15 protein-coding genes are annotated in these 17,959 nt (G+C 71.1%); 7 read left to right on the top strand and 8 right to left on the bottom strand.

The genetic code is table 11. The features are described 5' to 3' along the window. Positions 1 to 116: 116 nt before the first annotated feature. Positions 117 to 2,333 carry a DNA helicase PcrA gene (pcrA, locus tag ACFWYW_RS27295; RefSeq protein WP_379625164.1) on the bottom strand — a complete coding sequence of 739 codons (2,217 nt, stop codon included), beginning with the start codon at positions 2,331 to 2,333 and terminating at the stop codon, positions 117 to 119. Between the two features lie 124 nt (positions 2,334 to 2,457). Between pcrA and ACFWYW_RS27290 the strand changes: the two genes are divergently transcribed. Next, positions 2,458 to 3,177 carry a PIG-L deacetylase family protein gene (locus ACFWYW_RS27290; protein WP_379625093.1) on the top strand — a complete coding sequence of 240 codons (720 nt, stop codon included), beginning with the start codon at positions 2,458 to 2,460 and terminating at the stop codon, positions 3,175 to 3,177. 375 nt (positions 3,178 to 3,552) lie between these two features. Here the strand turns inward: ACFWYW_RS27290 and ACFWYW_RS27285 are convergent, their stop codons facing one another. The 4 genes from ACFWYW_RS27285 to ACFWYW_RS27270 are packed head-to-tail and all read right to left on the bottom strand — an operon-like array spanning position 3,553 to position 7,614. Beyond that, positions 3,553 to 4,260, bottom strand: a complete 708-nt coding sequence (locus ACFWYW_RS27285) for a type II CAAX prenyl endopeptidase Rce1 family protein (protein ID WP_379625096.1) — start codon at positions 4,258 to 4,260, stop codon at positions 3,553 to 3,555. A 9-nt stretch (positions 4,261 to 4,269) separates the two neighbouring features. Next, positions 4,270 to 4,527: a WhiB family transcriptional regulator gene (locus ACFWYW_RS27280; RefSeq protein ID WP_379625099.1), complete on the bottom strand. Its 258-nt coding sequence runs from the start codon at positions 4,525 to 4,527 to the stop codon at positions 4,270 to 4,272. Positions 4,528 to 4,582: 55 nt separating this feature from the next. After that, complete coding sequence (locus ACFWYW_RS27275; RefSeq protein WP_379625101.1) at positions 4,583 to 5,221, bottom strand: neutral zinc metallopeptidase; 639 nt, start codon at positions 5,219 to 5,221, stop codon at positions 4,583 to 4,585. A gap of 5 nt (positions 5,222 to 5,226) precedes the next feature. After that, entirely contained in the window at positions 5,227 to 7,614 is a 2,388-nt protein-coding gene (locus ACFWYW_RS27270) for a BTAD domain-containing putative transcriptional regulator (protein WP_379625103.1), read from the bottom strand. A 134-nt stretch (positions 7,615 to 7,748) separates the two neighbouring features. Here ACFWYW_RS27270 and ACFWYW_RS27265 point away from each other — a divergent pair, with 134 nt between their 5' ends. Beyond that, positions 7,749 to 8,699 (top strand): helix-turn-helix domain-containing protein, encoded by a 951-nt coding sequence (locus tag ACFWYW_RS27265; RefSeq protein WP_379625105.1) that lies wholly within the window; start codon positions 7,749 to 7,751, stop codon positions 8,697 to 8,699. Here ACFWYW_RS27265 and ACFWYW_RS27260 read toward each other — a convergent pair. The 3 genes from ACFWYW_RS27260 to ACFWYW_RS27250 all read right to left on the bottom strand — a co-directional run bounded on the left by ACFWYW_RS27260 (position 8,696) and on the right by ACFWYW_RS27250 (position 12,222). Continuing rightward, the gene (locus ACFWYW_RS27260; protein WP_379625108.1) at positions 8,696 to 10,066 is read right to left on the bottom strand and encodes a glutamate--cysteine ligase; all 1,371 of its coding nucleotides are present in this window, start codon (positions 10,064 to 10,066) and stop codon (positions 8,696 to 8,698) included. The genes ACFWYW_RS27265 and ACFWYW_RS27260 overlap by 4 nt on opposite strands. A gap of 316 nt (positions 10,067 to 10,382) precedes the next feature. Then, positions 10,383 to 11,015, bottom strand: coding sequence for a response regulator (locus tag ACFWYW_RS27255; RefSeq protein ID WP_379625110.1), 633 nt, complete (start codon positions 11,013 to 11,015; stop codon positions 10,383 to 10,385). Further along, entirely contained in the window at positions 11,008 to 12,222 is a 1,215-nt protein-coding gene (locus tag ACFWYW_RS27250; protein ID WP_379625112.1) for a PspC domain-containing protein, read from the bottom strand. Before ACFWYW_RS27250 ends, ACFWYW_RS27255 begins: the two co-directional genes overlap by 8 nt. Positions 12,223 to 12,336: 114 nt before the next feature. On the opposite strand from ACFWYW_RS27250, the gene ACFWYW_RS27245 reads away from it, so the two are divergent. From ACFWYW_RS27245 to ACFWYW_RS27225, 5 genes are all read left to right on the top strand, one after another. Further along, on the top strand, positions 12,337 to 14,049 hold the full coding sequence (locus ACFWYW_RS27245) for a PspC domain-containing protein (protein WP_379625114.1): 1,713 nt from the start codon (positions 12,337 to 12,339) through the stop codon (positions 14,047 to 14,049). Then, positions 14,039 to 14,242 (top strand): hypothetical protein, encoded by a 204-nt coding sequence (locus ACFWYW_RS27240; RefSeq protein WP_379625116.1) that lies wholly within the window; start codon positions 14,039 to 14,041, stop codon positions 14,240 to 14,242. The genes ACFWYW_RS27245 and ACFWYW_RS27240 overlap by 11 nt, the downstream gene beginning before the upstream one ends. A gap of 69 nt (positions 14,243 to 14,311) precedes the next feature. Further along, positions 14,312 to 14,788 (top strand): (2Fe-2S)-binding protein, encoded by a 477-nt coding sequence (locus tag ACFWYW_RS27235; RefSeq protein ID WP_379625118.1) that lies wholly within the window; start codon positions 14,312 to 14,314, stop codon positions 14,786 to 14,788. Beyond that, positions 14,785 to 17,100 carry a xanthine dehydrogenase family protein molybdopterin-binding subunit gene (locus ACFWYW_RS27230; protein WP_379625120.1) on the top strand — a complete coding sequence of 772 codons (2,316 nt, stop codon included), beginning with the start codon at positions 14,785 to 14,787 and terminating at the stop codon, positions 17,098 to 17,100. Before ACFWYW_RS27235 ends, ACFWYW_RS27230 begins: the two co-directional genes overlap by 4 nt. After that, positions 17,097 to 17,951 (top strand): FAD binding domain-containing protein, encoded by an 855-nt coding sequence (locus ACFWYW_RS27225; protein ID WP_379625122.1) that lies wholly within the window; start codon positions 17,097 to 17,099, stop codon positions 17,949 to 17,951. The genes ACFWYW_RS27230 and ACFWYW_RS27225 overlap by 4 nt, the downstream gene beginning before the upstream one ends. The last annotated feature ends 8 nt before the right edge of the window (positions 17,952 to 17,959 follow it).

Below are 17,959 nucleotides of genomic sequence, written 5' to 3'. Positions count from 1 at the left end.
TTGGGGTGTGTGGGGGGGGGTGTGTTTTTGTATTGCGCGCGGGGGGGGGGGGGGGGGGGGGGCCCCCCCCCCCCCCCCCAACAACCCAGCCCGGAGCGAAGCGGAGGACGATGCCCTCAGAGCTTTTCGAGGGGTGCGTACGCCAGCAGCAGCGTCTTCTCTCCCCCACTCCCAAAGTCGATCTTGACCTTGGTCCGCTCGGCCACCCCGTCCACCGACACCACCGTGCCCAGGCCGAACGCGTCGTGCGTCACCCGGTCACCAGGCGTCAGGTTCGGAACCGCGCGGGAGCTCTTCTTGGCCGGAGCCGGGGTCGGGTCGCGGCGGACCGCGGCGGTCCTGGCCGACTTCTCCGGGTCGGTACGCCAGTCGAGCAGCGTCGCCGGCACCTCGTTGACGAAGCGGGAGGCGGGGTTGAAGGACGGGGCGCCCCATGAGCTGCGTACGGCCGCGCGCGTGATGTACAGGCGTTGCTGCGCCCGCGTGATGCCCACGTAGGCCAGGCGGCGCTCCTCCTCCAGTTCCTTGGGCTCGCCGAGCGACCGGATGTGCGGGAAGACGCCGTCCTCCATCGCCGTCAGGAACACCACCGGGAACTCCAGGCCCTTGGCGGTGTGCAGGGTCATCAGCGTGACCACGCCCTGGCCGCCGTCGGCTTCGGGGATCTGGTCGGCGTCGGCCACCAGCGACACCTGCTCCAGGAACTCCACCAGCGTGCCCTCCGGGTTGGCCTCCTCGAACTCCTGGGCCACCGAGATCAGCTCGTTGAGGTTTTCCAGCCGGGACTCGTCCTGCGGGTCCTCCGACGCCTCCAGTTCCGCGCGGTAGCCGGTGGCGACCAGGATCTCCTCGGCCAGCGCGGACGGCGGTACGCCCTCGGCCTTGGCGATCAGTTCTTCCAGCATGGCCACGAACTCGCGTACCGCGTTCAGGGAGCGGGTGGCCATGCCGTAGGCCTCCTCGGCGCGGCGCAGCGCGTCCCAGAAGGTGATGTTCTCCCGCGAGGAGAGCGCCTCGACCATCGCCTCCGCGCGGTCGCCGATGCCGCGCTTGGGAACGTTGAGAATGCGCCGCAACGACACCACGTCGGCCGGGTTGGCCAGCACGCGCAGGTACGCGAGCAGGTCCTTGACCTCTTTGCGCTCGTAGAAGCGCACACCCCCGACCACCTTGTACGGCAGGCCGGTCCTGATGAAGATCTCCTCGAACACCCGGGAGGCGGCGTTGGTCCGGTAGAAGACGGCCACGTCGCCGGGCTTGACGTCTTCCTCGTCGGACAGCCGGTCGACCTCCTGGGCGACGAACATGGCCTCGTCGTGCTCGTTGTCGGCGACGTACCCCACGATCTTGGGACCGTCGCCCTGGTCGGACCAGAGGTTCTTCGGCTTGCGGCCCTCGTTGCGGGAGATGACCGCGTTGGCGGCGGCCAGGATGTTCTGGGTGGAGCGGTAGTTCTGCTCCAGCAGGATCGTGCGCGCGTCGGGATAGTCGCGCTCGAACTCCAGGATGTTGCGGATCGTCGCGCCGCGGAAGGCGTAGATCGACTGGTCGGCGTCACCGACCACGCACAGCTCCGACATGTCGGACCCGGAGCGGACCAGCTCGCCGTCGGCCGTCTTCAGCTCGGGGTGGCCGACCAGCTCCCTGATCAGGATGTACTGGGCGTGGTTGGTGTCCTGGTACTCGTCGACCATGACGTGCCGGAAACGCATCCGGTAGTGCTCGGCCACCTCGGGGAAGAGCTGGAAGAGCGTCACCGTGTTCATGATGATGTCGTCGAAGTCCATGGCGCCGGCCTCGGTCAGCTTGAGCTGGTAGGCCTTGTACGCCTGGGCGAGCGTCTTCTCCAGGTGGTTGTTCGCCCGGTCGATCGCGGTTTCGTAGTCGATGAGCTCGTTCTTGTAGTTGCTCACCTGGGCCGAGAAGCCGCGCGGCGGGTAGCGCTTCGGGTCGAGGTCCATCTCCCGGCAAACCATCGCCATCAGCCGCTGCGAGTCGGCCTGGTCGTAGATCGAGAAGCTCGACGGGAAGCCCAGCCGCTTGGCCTCCTTGCGCAGGATGCGCATGCAGGCGCTGTGGAAGGTCATCACCCACATGACCTTGGAGCGGGGGCCGATGAGCTTGTCGATGCGCTCCTTCATCTCTCGGGCGGCCTTGTTGGTGAAGGTGATCGCGAGGATCTCGCCCGGGTGGACCTTGCGCTCGGCAAGCAGGTAGGCGATGCGGTGCGTCAGCACCCTCGTCTTCCCCGATCCCGCGCCCGCGACGATGAGCAGCGGGCTGCCGTGATGGATCACGGCCTCGCGCTGCTGCGGGTTGAGGCCGTCGAGCAGTGGGTGGTCTAGAGAGACTTGGGTCGGCACGCCCCTAGGTTAGGACGCCCCACCGACAATCGTGACTCGGAATGCCGACTGGGGCCCTCTGGTTGTGCCCAAGGAGAGATCGGAAGGGGACGTCATGCTGGCGGATAACGAGGTCAACCGGGTTCTGGTGGTCACCGCACATCCGGACGACGCGGATTTCGGCGCGGCCGGAACGGTGGCGCTCATGGTCGATCGGGGCGTCGAGGTCACCTACCTGCTCGTCACCGACGGCGACGCGGGCGGCAACGAGCGCGCCCAGGACAACGCCGGCATGGCCGAACTGCGCCGCTCAGAGCAGATCGCCGCCGCCAAGGCGGTGGGCGTGACCGACGTGCGCTTCCTCGGCTACTCCGACGGCACCGTCGTGCCGTCCCTGGAACTGCGGCGCGACATCGCCCGGGTGATCCGGCAGGTACGCCCGGACCTGGTCATCACCCACCATCCCGACCGTAACTACCAGTTCGTGGCGCCGAGCCACCCGGACCACCGCGCCGTCGGCGGGGCCACGCTGGACGCCGTCTACCCCGACGCGCGCAACCCGTACGCCTTCCCCGAACTGCTGCGCGACGAGGGCCTGACGGAGTGGACGGTGCGCGAGGTGTGGCTCAACGGCGGCTCCACCCCGAACCACTGGATCGACATCACCGATGCCGTGGACCGCAAGGTGGCGGCGCTGCTGTCGCATGTGAGCCAGGTGTCGCACCGCGAGGGGTTCGAGGCTTTCGTCCGCGACCGCTTCCTCCAGAACGGCGCCACCGCCGGCCTCCCCGCCGGCCGCTCCGCCGAGCCCTTCCAAATCGTCTCCACTGCCTGAAACCTCCACTATCTTTTACGGCGCAGCCACCCCCACCCCCACCCACCCCACATGGCTGAGGGCCTCCAGGGAGACGCTTCCGACCCCGCACAGGGCCGGGCGCCGTAACGGCGCCCCCTTAACCACCCGACCGGGAAACCCACCCATCCCCAGCCACAACTACCCGGCCACACCAGCGTGCCGCCCCGGATAGCCAGGCATGCCCGGAGGCCGGGCAACGCGGGCGAAGGCTCCGGTGAGCGCGGGCCGACGCGCTTGCGCAGGGGCGCGAGTGCGCAGGCAGCCCCTGAAGCCGAGGTACACGGAAGTGCCCACGCGCCGACCCGTCACCGATGAGGCGCCTGGTGTGAGGCTGGATCGCGGGCGAGCGGGCTGTCAGGTGGTGGGTGCTTCCGGGGGTGTTGGGAGGCGGGTCGATAGGCGGGCGAACAGGTAGCCCAGGGAGTTTGTTGCCAGGTGGAGCAATACCGGGGCGGCCAGGCCGGCGTGGCGGCGGAGTTCGCAGAAGGCCACGCCCGCCACCCCCGTCGACACCACGCTGCCCGCCACCACCCGTGCCGTGTCGAGGTGGTTGGGGGACTCGGCGGCGGTCAGGGCGCCCAGGGCCGGGTTGGCCTTGGCCATGTCGATCGACGGCAGGATGTGCCACAGGCCGAACACGGCGGAGGATCCGGCCGTCGCGGCGGCGGTGCCGTGGCGGCGGCGCAGGGCGGCGTACAGGACGCCGCGGAAGCCGACCTCCTCCAGCAGCACGGTGCCGAACGGGACCTGCACCAGCGCCTCTTCGAGAACTCTGGCGCGGGTCAGGGACAGGGCGCGGTCGTCGTGGAACAGGGGGCGGGTCTTCGGGTGGGAGATGCCCGCGGTGTAGACCGCGGCCACCGCCGCGAACAGGACGCCACCGGCCACGGCGCCCCTGCGGCCGTGCTGGAAGCCGAGCTCCTCCCAGGTCAGCCCGGACCTGCGGGCCATCGCGACCAGCGCCGCGGTCGCGGCGGCTGAGGTCAGCGGGCCGAGGCGGGGGGCGATCCGGTTGTTGAGGATGTTGGCCGCGGTGAGCACGGCGAGGGAACGTAGCAGCACCACTGCAGGCTAACTGGCGGCCGGACTGTGCCAGCCCGCGGGAAAGCGGGCACGACGGCGCTCGTCCGGCGTCATCCCGCCCCAGATCCCCTCGGACTCACCGGCGCTCAGCGCGTAGTCGCGGCACTGGTCGAGCACCTGGCACCCGGCGCAGACGGCCTTGGCCCGCGCCTCCTGCTCGGGGCCCGGCGCGAGCGGGAAGAACAGCTCAGGATCGCTGGTACGGCAGGCTCCCCTGCGCAGCCAGCTGATCTCTCCCAACGGCATGGCACCACGCTAGACCGGGTCGGCGCCGGCGCGCATCATCCCGTGGTCGTACTTCTCAGCAGCCGCCTACTCCGTCGCGGTACCCGACGGCGAAGGAAGCTTGGCGCTGCTCGGCCGTACCGTGTGCCTGGGGGTTGAACCAGTCTTCCTCGGGGTCGCCGGCGGCGGCGAGGTTGAGCAGGAGCTCTTCCTCGTCACCGGGTTCGGCGCGGAGCGCGCCGGACTTCACCAGGGCCGCCAGGGTGCCGCCGGCGTAGCAGTCCGCCTGGAGCTCCTGCTGCACGTTGAGCTGGAACGACGTTTCGAGCTGCGCCTGTACGGCATGCCCGAACTCATGCGGGATGATCAAATATACGGAACCGTCACCCATCTCCTCCCACAGGCCGCGCATCCACCGGGCGTCGTAGGCGATGAAGTGGCCGGCGGGACAGTAGAAGGCGTTGTTCGGCACGGACGGCTGCCCGCCGCACCTCGGCCCGCCCTCGCCCTCGTAGGCCACGAACTCCGTGACCGGCCGGTACGTCCGGCCCAGCGCGGCGAACTGCTGCTTCCAGTACTCCTCGCTCAGCACCCGGGCCGAGTTCACGTCGTCCTCGAAGGTGTCCTTGCCGGTGGCGTCCATGGACGGGGCGCGGGCCAGGCCGCAGGCGGTCAGCAGCGCCAGCAGCACAGCGAGCGCGAGGGGACGCTTCACGTGGTTCACAATGCCCAAGTGTGCCCGGGTTCACTCTGCGGATTCGCCGCCAGTGCCAATCTCAGGCATTCGGCCAGATCGTCGAGGTGTCCGGCGCCTTCCAGGAAGCGGGCGAGGGCGACGGCCAGGCGACAGCAGTGCTCGGCGCGGCCCTCCGCCGCGGCCTGCCGTACGGCGGAGACGAGGCCGGGACGCTCGCTCTCGAACCAGTCGGCGGGGTCGCCGACGGCCACGCCCTTCGGCGACCAGCGGCCTTCCGGCGGGCCGCTGCCGCCGCCGAACCGCAGCCCGTTGGCCTGGTCAGCCAGCACGAGCCAGCCGTCGAGCAGCCTTCCCAGCGCCTCGGCCCGCTCGTCGCCGCCGGTCCGCCGGGCGGCGAACGCGCGGACGACGTCCTGCAGCCGGTAGCGCGCCGGTCCGGTGCGCTCCAGCAGTTGCGCCTCCACCAGGCGTTCCGCCAGTTCCTCGGCTTCGGCGAGGTCGGCGTCCAGGAGCGCCGAGCAGACCCAGGGCGCGAAGTCGGGGGCCTCGACCAGGCCGGTCAGGCGCAGCAACCGCTGAGCGGCCTCGGGCAGCCCGGCATACCCCAGGCCGAGCACCTCATCGGCAGGCCAGCCCAGGGCCAAGGTCGCCTCGCGACCCTGTCGCTCACGATCCGGGTGCTGGCGATCCAGGTGCTCGCCATCCGGCTGCTGGGGGCGGGGGTGCGAGGGACGCGGCTGCTCGGCGAGGGGGTTTCGGTGGATCGCGTGGCCGGACAGGCGGTCGGCCAGCCAGCTCACCCGCAGCCGGGGCTCGGCGGCCAGGCGGGCCGCGGCCACGCGGATGGCCAGGGGTGAGCCGCCGCAGTGCCGTACCAGATCTCGCGCGGCGGCGACCTCGGCCGCCACGCGCCCCGCACCCGCGATCTTGGCGAGCAGCGTCATCGCGGGGCCGCTCTCCAGCGGCGCGAGCTGGACGAGCGAGAGGCCGGCGCGGGGCGCGCTCGGGCGGCTCTGGCGTACCCCGAAGCCGGACATCCCCGCCCAGGCCGGCCAGATCGGCCGGGCCGGGAGGGGCCCGGACCCGGGCGGTCCGGCGGTCGCGTCGCCCAGACCGGAGCGGAAGGCCCCCTCCGCCATTCCTCCCGGTTCTGAGCGAAACGCCTCATCCGCCAGACCTCCGAGTCCGGGCAGAACGGAGCCCGCCGACATCCCGCCCAACCCCGGCAGCCGGGAGCCGCCGGTCAGCTCGTCGAGGCCGGAGCGGCTGGTGATGAGCACCGCGCAGCGCGGCGCCTCGGGCAGGAGCGGGCGGGCCTGCGCGGCGTCGGCCACGTCGTCGAGCACGATCAGCGCGCGCCGCCCGGCGAGCTTGTTGCGGTAGAGCTCGGCGCGTTCCTCGACCCCGTCGGGCACCGCGTGCCCGGGTACGCCCAGCCGCCGCAGGAACCCGGCCAGCACCTCGGCGGGCCCGCTGCCGCGCAGGCTCGCGAACAGCTGGCCGTCGGGGTAGCGGCTGCTGACGCGGTGGGCGACGTGCACGGCGAGCGCGGTCTTGCCGATGCCCGCCTCCCCCGACACGACGGCTCCGGCCTCGCGGCTCAGCAGCGCGACCAGCGCGCCGGTCTCCTCCTCGCGCCCGGTGAAGTCGGGCAGGTCGGCGGGCAGCCTGCCGGGCCGTTCCGGGACACCCGCCTCGCCGCGCAGGATCGCCGCCTCGATCTCCAGCAGCCGCTCGCCGGGCTCGAAGCGGGCGCGGGCGCCTTCCAGGGCGATCAGCGCCTCGTGCTCGCGGCCGGACCGGTAGAGGGCGATCACCATCTGCCCCCACATGCGCTCGCGCAGCGGGTGCCGCGCGACGAGCACGGCCAGCTCGTCCGCGACGGCCACGTGCTTGCCGAGCTGCAGTTCCAGGTCCAGGCAGTCTTCGAGTACGGCGAGGCGGCGCTCGTCGAGCCGTTCGACCTCTCCGGTCAGCGGCCCGAGCTCGACCCCGTCGAAGGCCGGCCCGCGCCACAACGCCAGCGCCGAGCGGTAGCGCCTGCTCGCCTTCCAGACGTGCCCTGCCCCCGCGAGGGCACGTCCTTCGTCGGCCCGCGCCAGGAACGCGAGCATGTCCAGCTGATCGTCGGCGACCTTGAGGAGGTAGCCTCCCGGGGTCGTCACGATCGTCTTCGGGGACAGCCCGACGTCGGTCATGAGCCTGCGCAGACGTCCCACGCAGTTCTGGGCCTGCCGCCGTGCGGTGGGTGGCGGCCGCTCGCCCCAGGCCAGCCTGACGATCGTGCCGATCGAGACCACCTGGTTGGCGCGCAGCAGCAGCAGAGCGAGGAGCTCTCGCTGGCGCGGTCCGGGGGGCTGCGCCAGCCGTTCACCCATCGTGATCTCGAGCGGGCCGAGAACGCGGAACATGGCGCTCAGCCTCACCCATCGCCCCGGCCCCGGTCACCCTCTTTCGACCACAACCGAAAGACCCTGCTTATGACACCGATATGACGCAATTTCTGGTCATAATGGCGGCACGATCCACCGAAGAGGCCGGTCGCATGTTACGCATTCACTTCACCGGGGACGACCTCGCTCGTACCCGCCTGGCGTCCTCCGCCGACCCGCTCTGGGAGACGGTCTTCAGTCTCCATCGCCTGTACGGCCGGCGGGGCCGTACCTTCTTCGCCGACTGGCTCACGCAGGTGGCCCCGCGTCTGTCCGCGGAACCGCTGGGCGGGCTGCGTTCGCTGGCGCCGCCCCGGCCCTACTTCCCCGACTTCCTCACGCCCGGCAACGGGGGCACGCTCGACGACGGGCTCGACAGCCTGCTGTCCACGCCGGGCACCAGGGTCAGGGACGAGGTTTCCAGGCTGCCGGGCCGTACCGGCTGGGCCAGGGACCTCGCGCGCGCCGACGCGCAGGCGATGGACGAGGTCGCCGGCGCGCTGCGCTCCCTGCACCGGATCACCGTCGCCCCCTACTGGGCCCAGGTGCGCAACCACGTCGCCGCCGACCACGCGCGGCGGCTGCGCGCCTTCCACTCCGGCGGCGTCGAGGCGGTCCTGCACAGCCTGCGGCCGATCATGCGCTGGCAGCCGCCGGTCCTGCACGTGGAGTACCCGGTCGACAGGGACCTGCATCTGGGCGGGCGGGGGCTGCTGCTGATCCCGTCGTGGTTCTGCTGGGGCACGCCGGTCAGCCTCGCCGACCCCGGCCTGCCGCCGGTGCTCGTCTACCCCGTGGAGCACCGGGGCGCGTGGCTGCTGCCCTCGGGCGACGGGGCGGACGACGCGGTCTCCGGGCTGCTCGGCCCCACGCGCGCGGCGGTACTGCGCGCCACCAGAAGCGCGCGCTCCACGACCCAGCTCGCCCGGCTGCTGCACATCTCCCCCTCCTCGGCCAGCCAGCACGCCTCGGTCCTGCGGGCGGCCGGCCTGATCACCAGCAGCCGCGAGGAGAACTCCGTCATGCACACGATCACCGAGCTGGGCGAGAGCCTGCTCACCTAGACGGGCCAGGTGTGGACGGGCTCGTTGGTGTGCATGCGCTCGATGTACTCCAGCGTCATCCTACGCAGCGCCTCGTGCCGGTCGCCGCCGATCGCCCTGACCTTCTCCACCTGCCACGTGGCGCCCGTACGCCCGGTCAGGCAGCGCCCCTCGATGACCCCCAGCAGCCGCTCGGCGACCGCCTTGTCCACGCCCCAGCGTTCGAGCCCCTCGTGGGCCATCGGCAGCAGGCGGCGCAGGATCAGCTCGACCGCCGGCACCTCCCCCGCGCCCGGCCAGTAGAGGCGGGCGTCGATGCCGTGCCGGGCGGCGGTGTTGAGGTTGTCCTCGGCCGCGGCGAACGACATCTGGCTCCAGATCGGCCGCTCCGCATAAGGCAGGACGGCCATCATGCCGTAGTAGAAGGCGGCGTTGGCGGCGACGTCGAGGACCGTGGGGCCCGCGGGCAGCACCCTGTTCTCGACGCGCAGGTGCGGTGTGCCGCCGACCACGGCGTAGACGGGGCGGTTCCAGCGGTAGATGGTGCCGTTGTGCAGGGTCAGCTCGGGCAGGTGCGGAATGAGGCCGCGGTCCAGCAGTTCGCGCGGGTCCTCGTGCTCGACCAGCGGCAGCAGGGCGGGGAAGTAGCGGACGTTCTCCTCGAACAGGTCGAACACGCTGGTGATCCACCGCTCGCCGAACCACACCCGCGGGCGCACGCCCTGCTCCTTAAGCTCGGCCGGGCGCGTGTCCGTGGCCTGCTCGAAGAGGCTGATCCTGGTCTCGCGGTGCAGCTCCTTCCCGAAGAGGTACGGCGAGTTCGCCGCCACGGCCACCTGTGCGCCGGCGATGGCCTGGGCGGCGTTCCAGTGGGCGGCGAAGGCCTCGGGGCTGACCTGGAGGTGGAGCTGGACGCTGGTGCAGGCGGCCTCGGGCGCCACGCTGTCGGCATGGGTGTCGAGACGTTCGACGCCCTCGATGAGCAGGTGCAGGTCCTCGCCCCTGGCCGCGAAGATCTGCTCGTTGAGCAGGCGGAAGCGCGGGTTGGCCGACAGCGTGCCCTCGCCGATGTCCTGCTCGCGCAGGGTCGGAAGGATGCCGATCAGGACCAGGTGCCCGCCCTCCGACCGAGCTCTGGACTCGGCGTGGTTGAGGCGGGAGCGCACGTCGTTCTCCAGGGCCAGGGCACCCTCGCCGTCCAGCCCCTGGGGTTCGATGTTGATCTCGATGTTGAACTGGCCCAGTTCGGTGGCCCAGTCGGGCTGGGCGATGGCGGCCAGGACCTGCGCGTTGCGCATGGCGGCCTCGCCGTGTTCGTCGACGATGTTGAGCTCGATCTCCAGCCCGGCGAGGGGGCGTTCAAGCTCGAAGCGGGATTCACGCAGCATCTGGGCGAAAACGTCCAGACATCGTCGTACTTTTTCCCGATATGTCCTACGGTCTTCCCGGCTGAACACGACGACTGGCACGTCCCTGCCCATACCTCGAAATGTCGCACGATCTAGCCCCAAACACCAGCCCACCCCCCGGCAGCCCCACGCCACAGCCCCGCACCTGGCCGCCCCGAGACCCAGCCGTCAGCCACCCCTTCGGGCTTCCACCACCGGGTTACGGCCCGTGGCTCTCGCGCCGCGAGCCCCCGGAAGCCGCGCGCCACGGGCCCCTCCGCAGGGCGGGATACCGGCTGTCGCCGGCGTTGTGGGGTCAGACCAGGCGGCGGGCGGTGGCCCAGCGGGAGAGTTCGTGGCGGTTGGACAGCTGCAGCTTGCGCAGCACCGAGGACACGTGCGTCTCCACGGTCTTCACCGAGATGAACAGCTCCTTGGCGATCTCCTTGTACGCGTACCCACGCGCGATCAGCCGGAGCACCTCCCGCTCCCTCTGGGTCAGCGAGTCCAGCTCGGGGTCGATGGGCGGCGCCTCGGAGGAGGCGAAGGCGTCCAGGACGAATCCGGCCAGCCGGGGCGAGAAGACGGCGTCGCCCTCGGAGACGCGGCGGATGGCGTCGGTCAGCTCCTTGCCGCTGATGTTCTTGGTGACGTAGCCGCGGGCGCCGCCCCTGATGACGCCGATGACGTCCTCGGCGGCGTCGGAGACGGACAGGGCGAGGAACCGCACCTGCCCACCCGAGCCGAGCACGCGGCGCAGGACCTCCTGGCCGCCGCCGCCCGGCATGTGGACGTCGAGCAGCACGACGTCGGGCTCCATGTCGGCGATCGCCTTGACCGCGGAGTCGACGTCCTCGGCCTCGCCGATGACCTGGATCGAGTCGCCCAGTTCCGCGCGTACCCCGGAGCGGAACAGCCTGTGGTCGTCGACGATCAGGACCTTAATCACGCTTCGCCACCTTCATCGTCAACATCACCTCTGTGCCCTCACCCGGCTCGGTGCGTACTCTCGCGCTGCCACCGTGCCGTTCCATTCTGCCGATGATGGACTCCCTGATGCCCATCCGGTCGAGCGGCACCTCGTTCAGATCGAAGCCCTTACCCCGATCCTTCACGAAAACGGTGACTTCTTCACCCTCCACTTCCGCGTACACGGAAATGGACTGGCTCTCAGAGTATTTGGCGGCGTTGACCATCGCCTGCCTGGAGGCCTTCAGGAGGGCGGTGAGCTTGCCCTCGGCGTCGATGTCGATGTCGCCGACGCAGACCACCTCGATCTGGACGCCGTGCGCGTCCTCCTCCTCGGCCGCGATCCTGCGTACAGCGGCGGCCAGCGTGGCGTCGGCGTCCTGTTTGGGCTGGTAGAGCCAGTTGCGCAGCTCGCGTTCCTGCGAACGGGCGAGCCTGGCGACCTCGCGAGGATCGTGGGCGACGCGCTGGATGAGCGTGAGCGTGTGGAGCACCGAGTCGTGGACCATCGCCGCCATCTCGGCCCGCTCCTCCTGGCGGATGCGCTCCCGCCGTTCGAGCTGAAGCTCTTTCCACAGGCCCGCCAGCCACGGCGCGACGATCACCACGAGCCCGACGACCACCACGACGGTGAACAGCAGGCCCGGCGTGGCGTCCTGCAGCTCGTCCTGGGCGACGAGGAAGCCGACGCCGCCCGCGACCACGAGCACGACGCCGATCAGCGTGCGGGCCCGGTTCTTGCGGATGCTCTTGGTGCCGCCCGCGACCCATTCCCTGCGGCGGTCGGGGTCGGCCTGCTGCCAGAGGATCAGCGCGCCGATCCCGCCGATCGCGAACGGGATCATGCCGATGCCGCCCTGCGAGGCGCCGCTGATCCAGCCGAAGGCGAACAGCGCCACCCCGATCGCGACGAACGCCGCGAGCTGGCTCCAGTCACGCGAGGGAGGTGGTCCCTCGTACTCCTCCCGCGGGGTCACCATCCACAGGACGGCATAGGCCACCGCGCCCACGCCGTCCACGGCCGACAGCAGCACGAACGCCAGCCGGATGACCACGGGGTCCAGCTTCAGCTGGTCGGCCAGCGCGTGCGCGACGCCGCCGACGAGGCGGCCCTCCATACGCCGGCGCATGCGGCGATAGGGCGCCTCGGCGGTGCCGGGCTCTGCGAGAGTCTTCTGGTCAGCCATAACACCGACATAGTCACATGTCGGCGGGGGTGCGGGCATCAGGGAACAACCCCCAGGGTCGGCTCAGGGGTGTCCCGGATGCGAGCGCGCGCGGGTGCCGTCACGATGGAGTACATGACGGAAGCTCCATCGAACGAGGCCCGGGTCCTGCACCGCAGCGGTGAAGGGCGCATCCTGACCGGGGTGTGCGCCGGGCTGGGCAGGCACACGGGGATCGATCCGGTGGTGTTCCGGGTCGGTTTCGGGATCCTGCTGTTCGGCTCCGGTGTCGGGTTCTTCCTCTACATCGCGGCCTTCATGCTGATGAAGGACACGCGCGGCATGCCCGGCATGATCGAGCACTGGACCCGGCGCGACTTCGACGGCGAGGCCGTGCTGGCGATGATGACCGCGGTGCTGGCCTTCGGGCTCGGCATCAATCTGACCACGGTGTGGCTGGCCACGGGCACGCTGGTGGTCGGTCTGGTGCTGGTCATCTCGCTGCTGACCGCGCATGCCAACGGGGTGGACCTGCTCGCGCTGGCGCGTTCGATGCCGGAACGGCTGAGCCGCAGGCAGACCGCCTCGCCCCAGCCCACTCCCCCGGTGCCGCCGTCCTACGGCCGCCCGGAGCCGGGCCGGTCGATGGTGGACGTGGCGTTCGCGGCCGAGGCGGCGGCTCCGCCGTACGCGCCGCAAAGGCCTTACACCCCGCAGAAGCCCTACACCCCGCACAACACGGAAACCCCCTCAGAAGCGGCGGACAACGCACCGACCCGCGAGCAGCCCGTGACCAGGCAAGAGCCGGTGCCCGGGGAAGAGCCGCCCACCCGCGAAGAGCCCGCCGCACCGGACGAGCCCACCACGCACCACCACGAGCCCGTCGACGAGCCGCCCACCCGCGAGGAGCCCGTCCGCTACGGCGAGCCGCTCCCCGAGGAGCCCCGCGAGCACCGGCCCCCGCGTGTCCACGCGGCGCAGGACCGGCCGCGGACCCGCGAGGAGGCCATGATGCGCGTCGAGGCGATGATGCGTGAGAAGCGCGCCGCCCGCATGGCCGGCGGCGAGCAGGCGAGCGCGCGGCCCGCGGAGGGCGTGCCGCCCATCCCGCGCAACGAGCCGTTCGCTCCGCACGGCCCCTACCAGCCGCTGGACCCGGCCAGACGGCCCGGGTACTCCCCCTACGACCCCGCCCTGTACGGCAAGCCGGTCCCGCCGCCGACGAAGAAGAAGCGGCCACGCTCCTTCATCGGCGTGATCACCGTGCTCATGGCACTCATCATTGGAGGGATCCTCGTGGCTGTCCAAACAGGGTCGGCCCAAGGCGTGAACCCGACCACCGTCGGCGCGGCGGTGCTCATCACGATCGGCGCCGGACTGCTGGTCGCGGCCTGGTGGGGACGTGGAGCGGGCCTGGTGGCCCTGGGCACGCTGGTGGCGGTGGTCATCGCCAGCGGCCTGATCGTCGGCGGCCTGCCCAAACGGGTCGGCGACTACGACTGGACGCCGCTGACGATGGCGGAGGCCAGCAGAAACTATGACGTGGGCGTGGGCGAGGGCCGGCTCGACCTGTCCGAGCTGAAGCTGGAGCCGGGGGCGACGGCGGAGTTCAACGCCTCGGTCTCGGTCGGCGAGCTGATGGTGATCGTGCCGCCCTCGGCGCGGGTGGAGGTGCACGCGACGGCGAAGGTGGGCGACATCACGATCGACCAGTCGCTGCGCGGCGGCGTGGACGTGGAGTTCGACAAGGTGCTGGCCCCGGAGACGCCGCCGAAGGGCGCGGTCTCGACGATCGTGCTGAACCTGCGCGGCGGCATGGGCGATGTGGAGGTCCGGCGTGCGGCGTGATGTGGACAAGCCTCGCCAGTTGCACAGGACCGACTGGATGGCGTTGCTCAGCGGCCTGCTGTTCGTGGTGCTGGGCATTCTGCTGGCGACCGATTCGATCACGGACGCGGCGGTGCTGGTAGCGCTGATGGTGGTCGGGCTAGGTTTTGCGGGGCTGGTGGCAGTCGTCGCGAGGATCACTCGCCGTAAGTGACCCTTGACCGGGACAAACACGGGCGTACGTTGGCGAGTGTCCGCCTTGCCCCCCTGAGAGGGAGGACGTATGCCCCGTATCACCGTCACCGTCGACGAAATCGCGTACGAGGAGGAAGTCGAGCCGCGGCTCCTTCTCGTCCATCTGCTGAGAGACCGGCTAGGCAAGACCGGGACCCCGATCGGCTGCGACACCAGCAACTGCGGCGCCTGCACGGTGCTGCTGGACGGCAAGTCCGTCAAGAGCTGCTCCGTGCTCGCGGTCCAGGCCGACGGGTCCGCGATCACCACCATCGAGGGCCTGGCCGCCAACGGCACGCTGCACCCCATGCAGCGCGCCTTCCACGAGGAACACGCCCTGCAGTGCGGTTACTGCACGCCCGGCATGGTCATGGCCGCCATCGACATGCTGCGCGACGACCCGGAGCCGTCGGAGGAGTCCATCAGGCACGGCCTGGAGGGCAACCTCTGCCGGTGCACCGGTTACTGCAACATCGTCAAGGCGGTACGGCGGGGCGCGCAGGACATGGCGGTGAAGACGCCATGACCGAGGTAGGCACGGCCAGGCGGCGCAAGGAGGACGCGCGCCTGCTCACCGGCCGTACGCAGTGGACCGACAACATGCAGCTGCCCGGGATGGCCTATGTGGCGTTCCTGCGCAGCCCGATGGCGCACGCGCGGATCACCAGGGTCGACGTGTCCGCGGCCCGCGGCCTGCCGGGCGTGATCGCCGCCTACGCCGGCGCGGACTTCGCGCAGGAGCAGGGCAGCCTGCCGTGCGCGTGGCCGGTCAGCGAGGACATCGTCATCCCCGACCATCCGCCGATGGCCCTGACGGAGGTGCGCTACGTGGGCGAGGCGGTCGCCTGCGTGGTGGCGACCGACCGCTACAAGGCGGCCGACGCCCTGGACGCGATCGAGGTCGACTACGAGCCGCTGCCGCCGGTGCTCGACATGAACGACGCGCTGGCCGAGGGCGGCCCGAAGGTGCACGAGGCGGGCAACCAGGCGTTCACCTGGCGCCTGGCCCAGGGCGACGTGGACGCGGCGCTGCGGGACGCGCCGGTCCTGATCGACCGCACCTACATCCAGCAGCGGCTCATTCCGACCGCGATGGAGCCGCGGGCGGTCATGGCCTCCACGGACGGGGAGAACTTCACGCTGTGGAGCGCGACCCAGATCCCGCACATCCTGCGGCTGATGCTGGCGCTGACGACCGGCATCCCCGAGCACAGGCTGCGTGTGGTCGCCCCCGACGTCGGCGGCGGGTTCGGCTCGAAGCTCCAGGTCACCGCGGAAGAGGTGCTCTGCCTGCTGCTGACGAGGAAGACCGGCAGGCCGGTCAAGTGGACGGAGTCGCGTTCGGAGGGCAACCTGACCGCGCACCACGGCCGCGACCAGATCCAGCACGTCACGCTGGCCGCCGAGGCCGACGGCCGCATCCGCGGGCTGCGGGTGGAACTGCTGGCCGACATGGGCGCCTACCTGATGCTGGTGACGCCGGGCGTGCCGATCCTGGGCGCGTTCATGTTCAACGGCATCTACAAGATGGACGCCTACGACTTCAACTGCACCGGCGTCTTCACCACGAAGATGCCGACCGACGCCTACCGGGGCGCGGGACGGCCGGAGGCCACGTACGCCATCGAGCGGGTCATGGACGAACTGGCCGCCGAGCTCAACCTGGACCCGATCGAGGTGCGCAGGCGCAACTGGATCAGGCACGAGGAGTTCCCGTACACCACGGTGGCCGGGCTGACCTACGACTCGGGCAACTACGAGGCGGCCACGGACAAGGCGCTGGCGCTGTTCGGCTACGACAAGCTGCGGGCCGAACAGGGCGATCGGCGTGACCGGGGCGATCCGGTGCAGTTGGGGATCGGGGTCTCGACGTACACGGAGATGTGCGGCCTGGCGCCCAGCCGGGTGCTCGGCAGCCTGTCGTACGGGGCCGGAGGCTGGGAGCACGGCTCGGTGCGCATGCTGCCCACGGGCAAGGTCGAGGTGGTCACCGGCTCGTCACCGCACGGGCAGGGCCATGAGACCGCGTGGAGCCAGATCGTGGCCGACGCGCTCGGCGTGCCGTTCGAGGACGTCTCGGTCATTCACGGCGACACCGCGATCTCCCACAAGGGCATGGACACCTACGGCTCGCGCTCGCTGGTCGTCGGCGGCATGGCCGTGCTGGCGGCGTGCGAGAAGGTCAAGGAGAAGGCCAGGAAGATCGCGGCGCACGTGCTGGAGTGCGCGCCCGACGACGTCGAGTTCAGCGAGGGCACGTTCAGGGTGCGCGGCACGGAGAGCGGCAAGACCATCCAGGAGCTGTCGCTGGCCACCTTCGCCGCCCACGACCTGCCCGACGGCGTGGAGGCGAGGCTGGACGCGGACGCCACCGTGGACCCGGACAACTTCTCCTTCCCGCACGGCACCCACCTGTGCGCGGTCGAGGTGGACACCGAGACCGGCATGACGAAGATCCGCTCCTACGTGGCCGTGGACGACGTCGGCAAGGTGGTCAACCCGCTGATCGTCGAGGGCCAGGTGCACGGCGGCATCGCGCAGGGCGTGGCGCAGGCGCTGTACGAGGAGGCCGTCTACGACGCCGAGGGCAACCTGCTGACCTCGACGATGGCCGACTACCTGGTGCCGTCGGCGGCGGACCTGCCGGCGTTCGTCACCGACCGCACGGAGACGCCGGCCACGTCCAACCCGCTCGGCGTGAAGGGCGTCGGCGAGGCCGGCACGATCGCCTCCACGCCGGCCGTCGTCAACGCCATCGTGGACGCGCTGCGCCCGCGGGGTGTCCACGACGTCCAGATGCCCTGTACGCCCGAGCGAATCTGGAGGGCACTGTCATGATCCCCGCGCAGTTCGACTACCTGCGCCCGGCGACGCTGGAGGAGGCCTGCCAGGCGCTGGCCGCGGACGACGAGGCGAAGGTGCTGGCCGGCGGGCAGTCGCTGCTGCCGCTGCTGCGCCTGCGCCTGGCCTACCCGACCACGCTGGTGGACATCGGCCGCCTGCCCGGCCTCACGGGCGTGCACGACCGCGGCGACCACGTCTTCATCGGCGCGCTCGCGACGCACGACGAGGTCCTGCGCTCGCCCGTGGTCCGCGCGGGCTGCCCGCTGGTGGCGCTGGCCGCCGCCACGGTCGCCGATCCCGCGGTACGGCACCGCGGCACCTTCGGCGGTTCCCTGGCCCACGCCGACCCGGCGGGCGACCTGCCCGCGGTGGTCCTGGCGCTGGACGGGGTCCTGGTGGCCAGGTCGGCGCGGGGCGAGCGAGAGATCCCCGCCGCCGACTTCTTCGCCGACTACCTGGAGACGACGCTGGAGGCCGGCGAGATCCTGGTCGGCGTCAAGATCCCCAAGCTGGGCGGCGAGTGGGGCTTCCACTACGAGAAGTTCCGCCGCACGGTGCAGGCGTGGGCGATCGTCGGGGTGGCCGTGGCCGTGCGGCGCTCCAACGGCTCGATCCAGGAGGCCAGGATCGGCCTGAGCAACATGGGCGCGACCCCGCTGCGTGCCCGCGCGGCGGAGAGCGCCCTGCAGGGCGTGGAACTCGGCGAGGCCGTACGGCAGGCCTGCGAGGAGGCGTCGGCCGACACCGCGCCGCCGGCCGACCTGCACGCGCAGCCGGACTACCGCCGGCACCTGGCCAGGGTCCTGACCCACCGCGCGGTCAGGACGGCGGCGGGAACTCCGTAGGCCCGTCG

This window comes from Nonomuraea sp. NPDC059023 (genome assembly GCF_042740095.1).
Classification (GTDB): Bacteria; Actinomycetota; Actinomycetes; order Streptosporangiales; family Streptosporangiaceae; genus Nonomuraea.
Note: the sequence above shows the minus strand (reverse complement) of the source record. Positions and strands in the feature narration are given on the sequence as shown.

Excerpts from the sequence above, each read along its gene's own strand:
- ACFWYW_RS27235 (WP_379625118.1), top strand. The coding sequence starts at position 14,312 with ATGCCCCGTATCACCGTCACCGTCGACGAAATCGCGTACGAGGAGGAA.
- ACFWYW_RS27225 (WP_379625122.1), top strand. The coding sequence starts at position 17,097 with ATGATCCCCGCGCAGTTCGACTACCTGCGCCCGGCGACGCTGGAGGAG.
- ACFWYW_RS27280 (WP_379625099.1), bottom strand. The coding sequence starts at position 4,527 with ATGCCGTTGGGAGAGATCAGCTGGCTGCGCAGGGGAGCCTGCCGTACC.
- ACFWYW_RS27260 (WP_379625108.1), bottom strand. The coding sequence starts at position 10,066 with ATGCTGCGTGAATCCCGCTTCGAGCTTGAACGCCCCCTCGCCGGGCTG.
- ACFWYW_RS27265 (WP_379625105.1), top strand. The coding sequence starts at position 7,749 with ATGTTACGCATTCACTTCACCGGGGACGACCTCGCTCGTACCCGCCTG.
- ACFWYW_RS27245 (WP_379625114.1), top strand. The coding sequence starts at position 12,337 with ATGACGGAAGCTCCATCGAACGAGGCCCGGGTCCTGCACCGCAGCGGT.
- ACFWYW_RS27250 (WP_379625112.1), bottom strand. The coding sequence starts at position 12,222 with ATGGCTGACCAGAAGACTCTCGCAGAGCCCGGCACCGCCGAGGCGCCC.
- ACFWYW_RS27230 (WP_379625120.1), top strand. The coding sequence starts at position 14,785 with ATGACCGAGGTAGGCACGGCCAGGCGGCGCAAGGAGGACGCGCGCCTG.
- ACFWYW_RS27290 (WP_379625093.1), top strand. The coding sequence starts at position 2,458 with ATGCTGGCGGATAACGAGGTCAACCGGGTTCTGGTGGTCACCGCACAT.
- ACFWYW_RS27270 (WP_379625103.1), bottom strand. The coding sequence starts at position 7,614 with ATGTTCCGCGTTCTCGGCCCGCTCGAGATCACGATGGGTGAACGGCTG.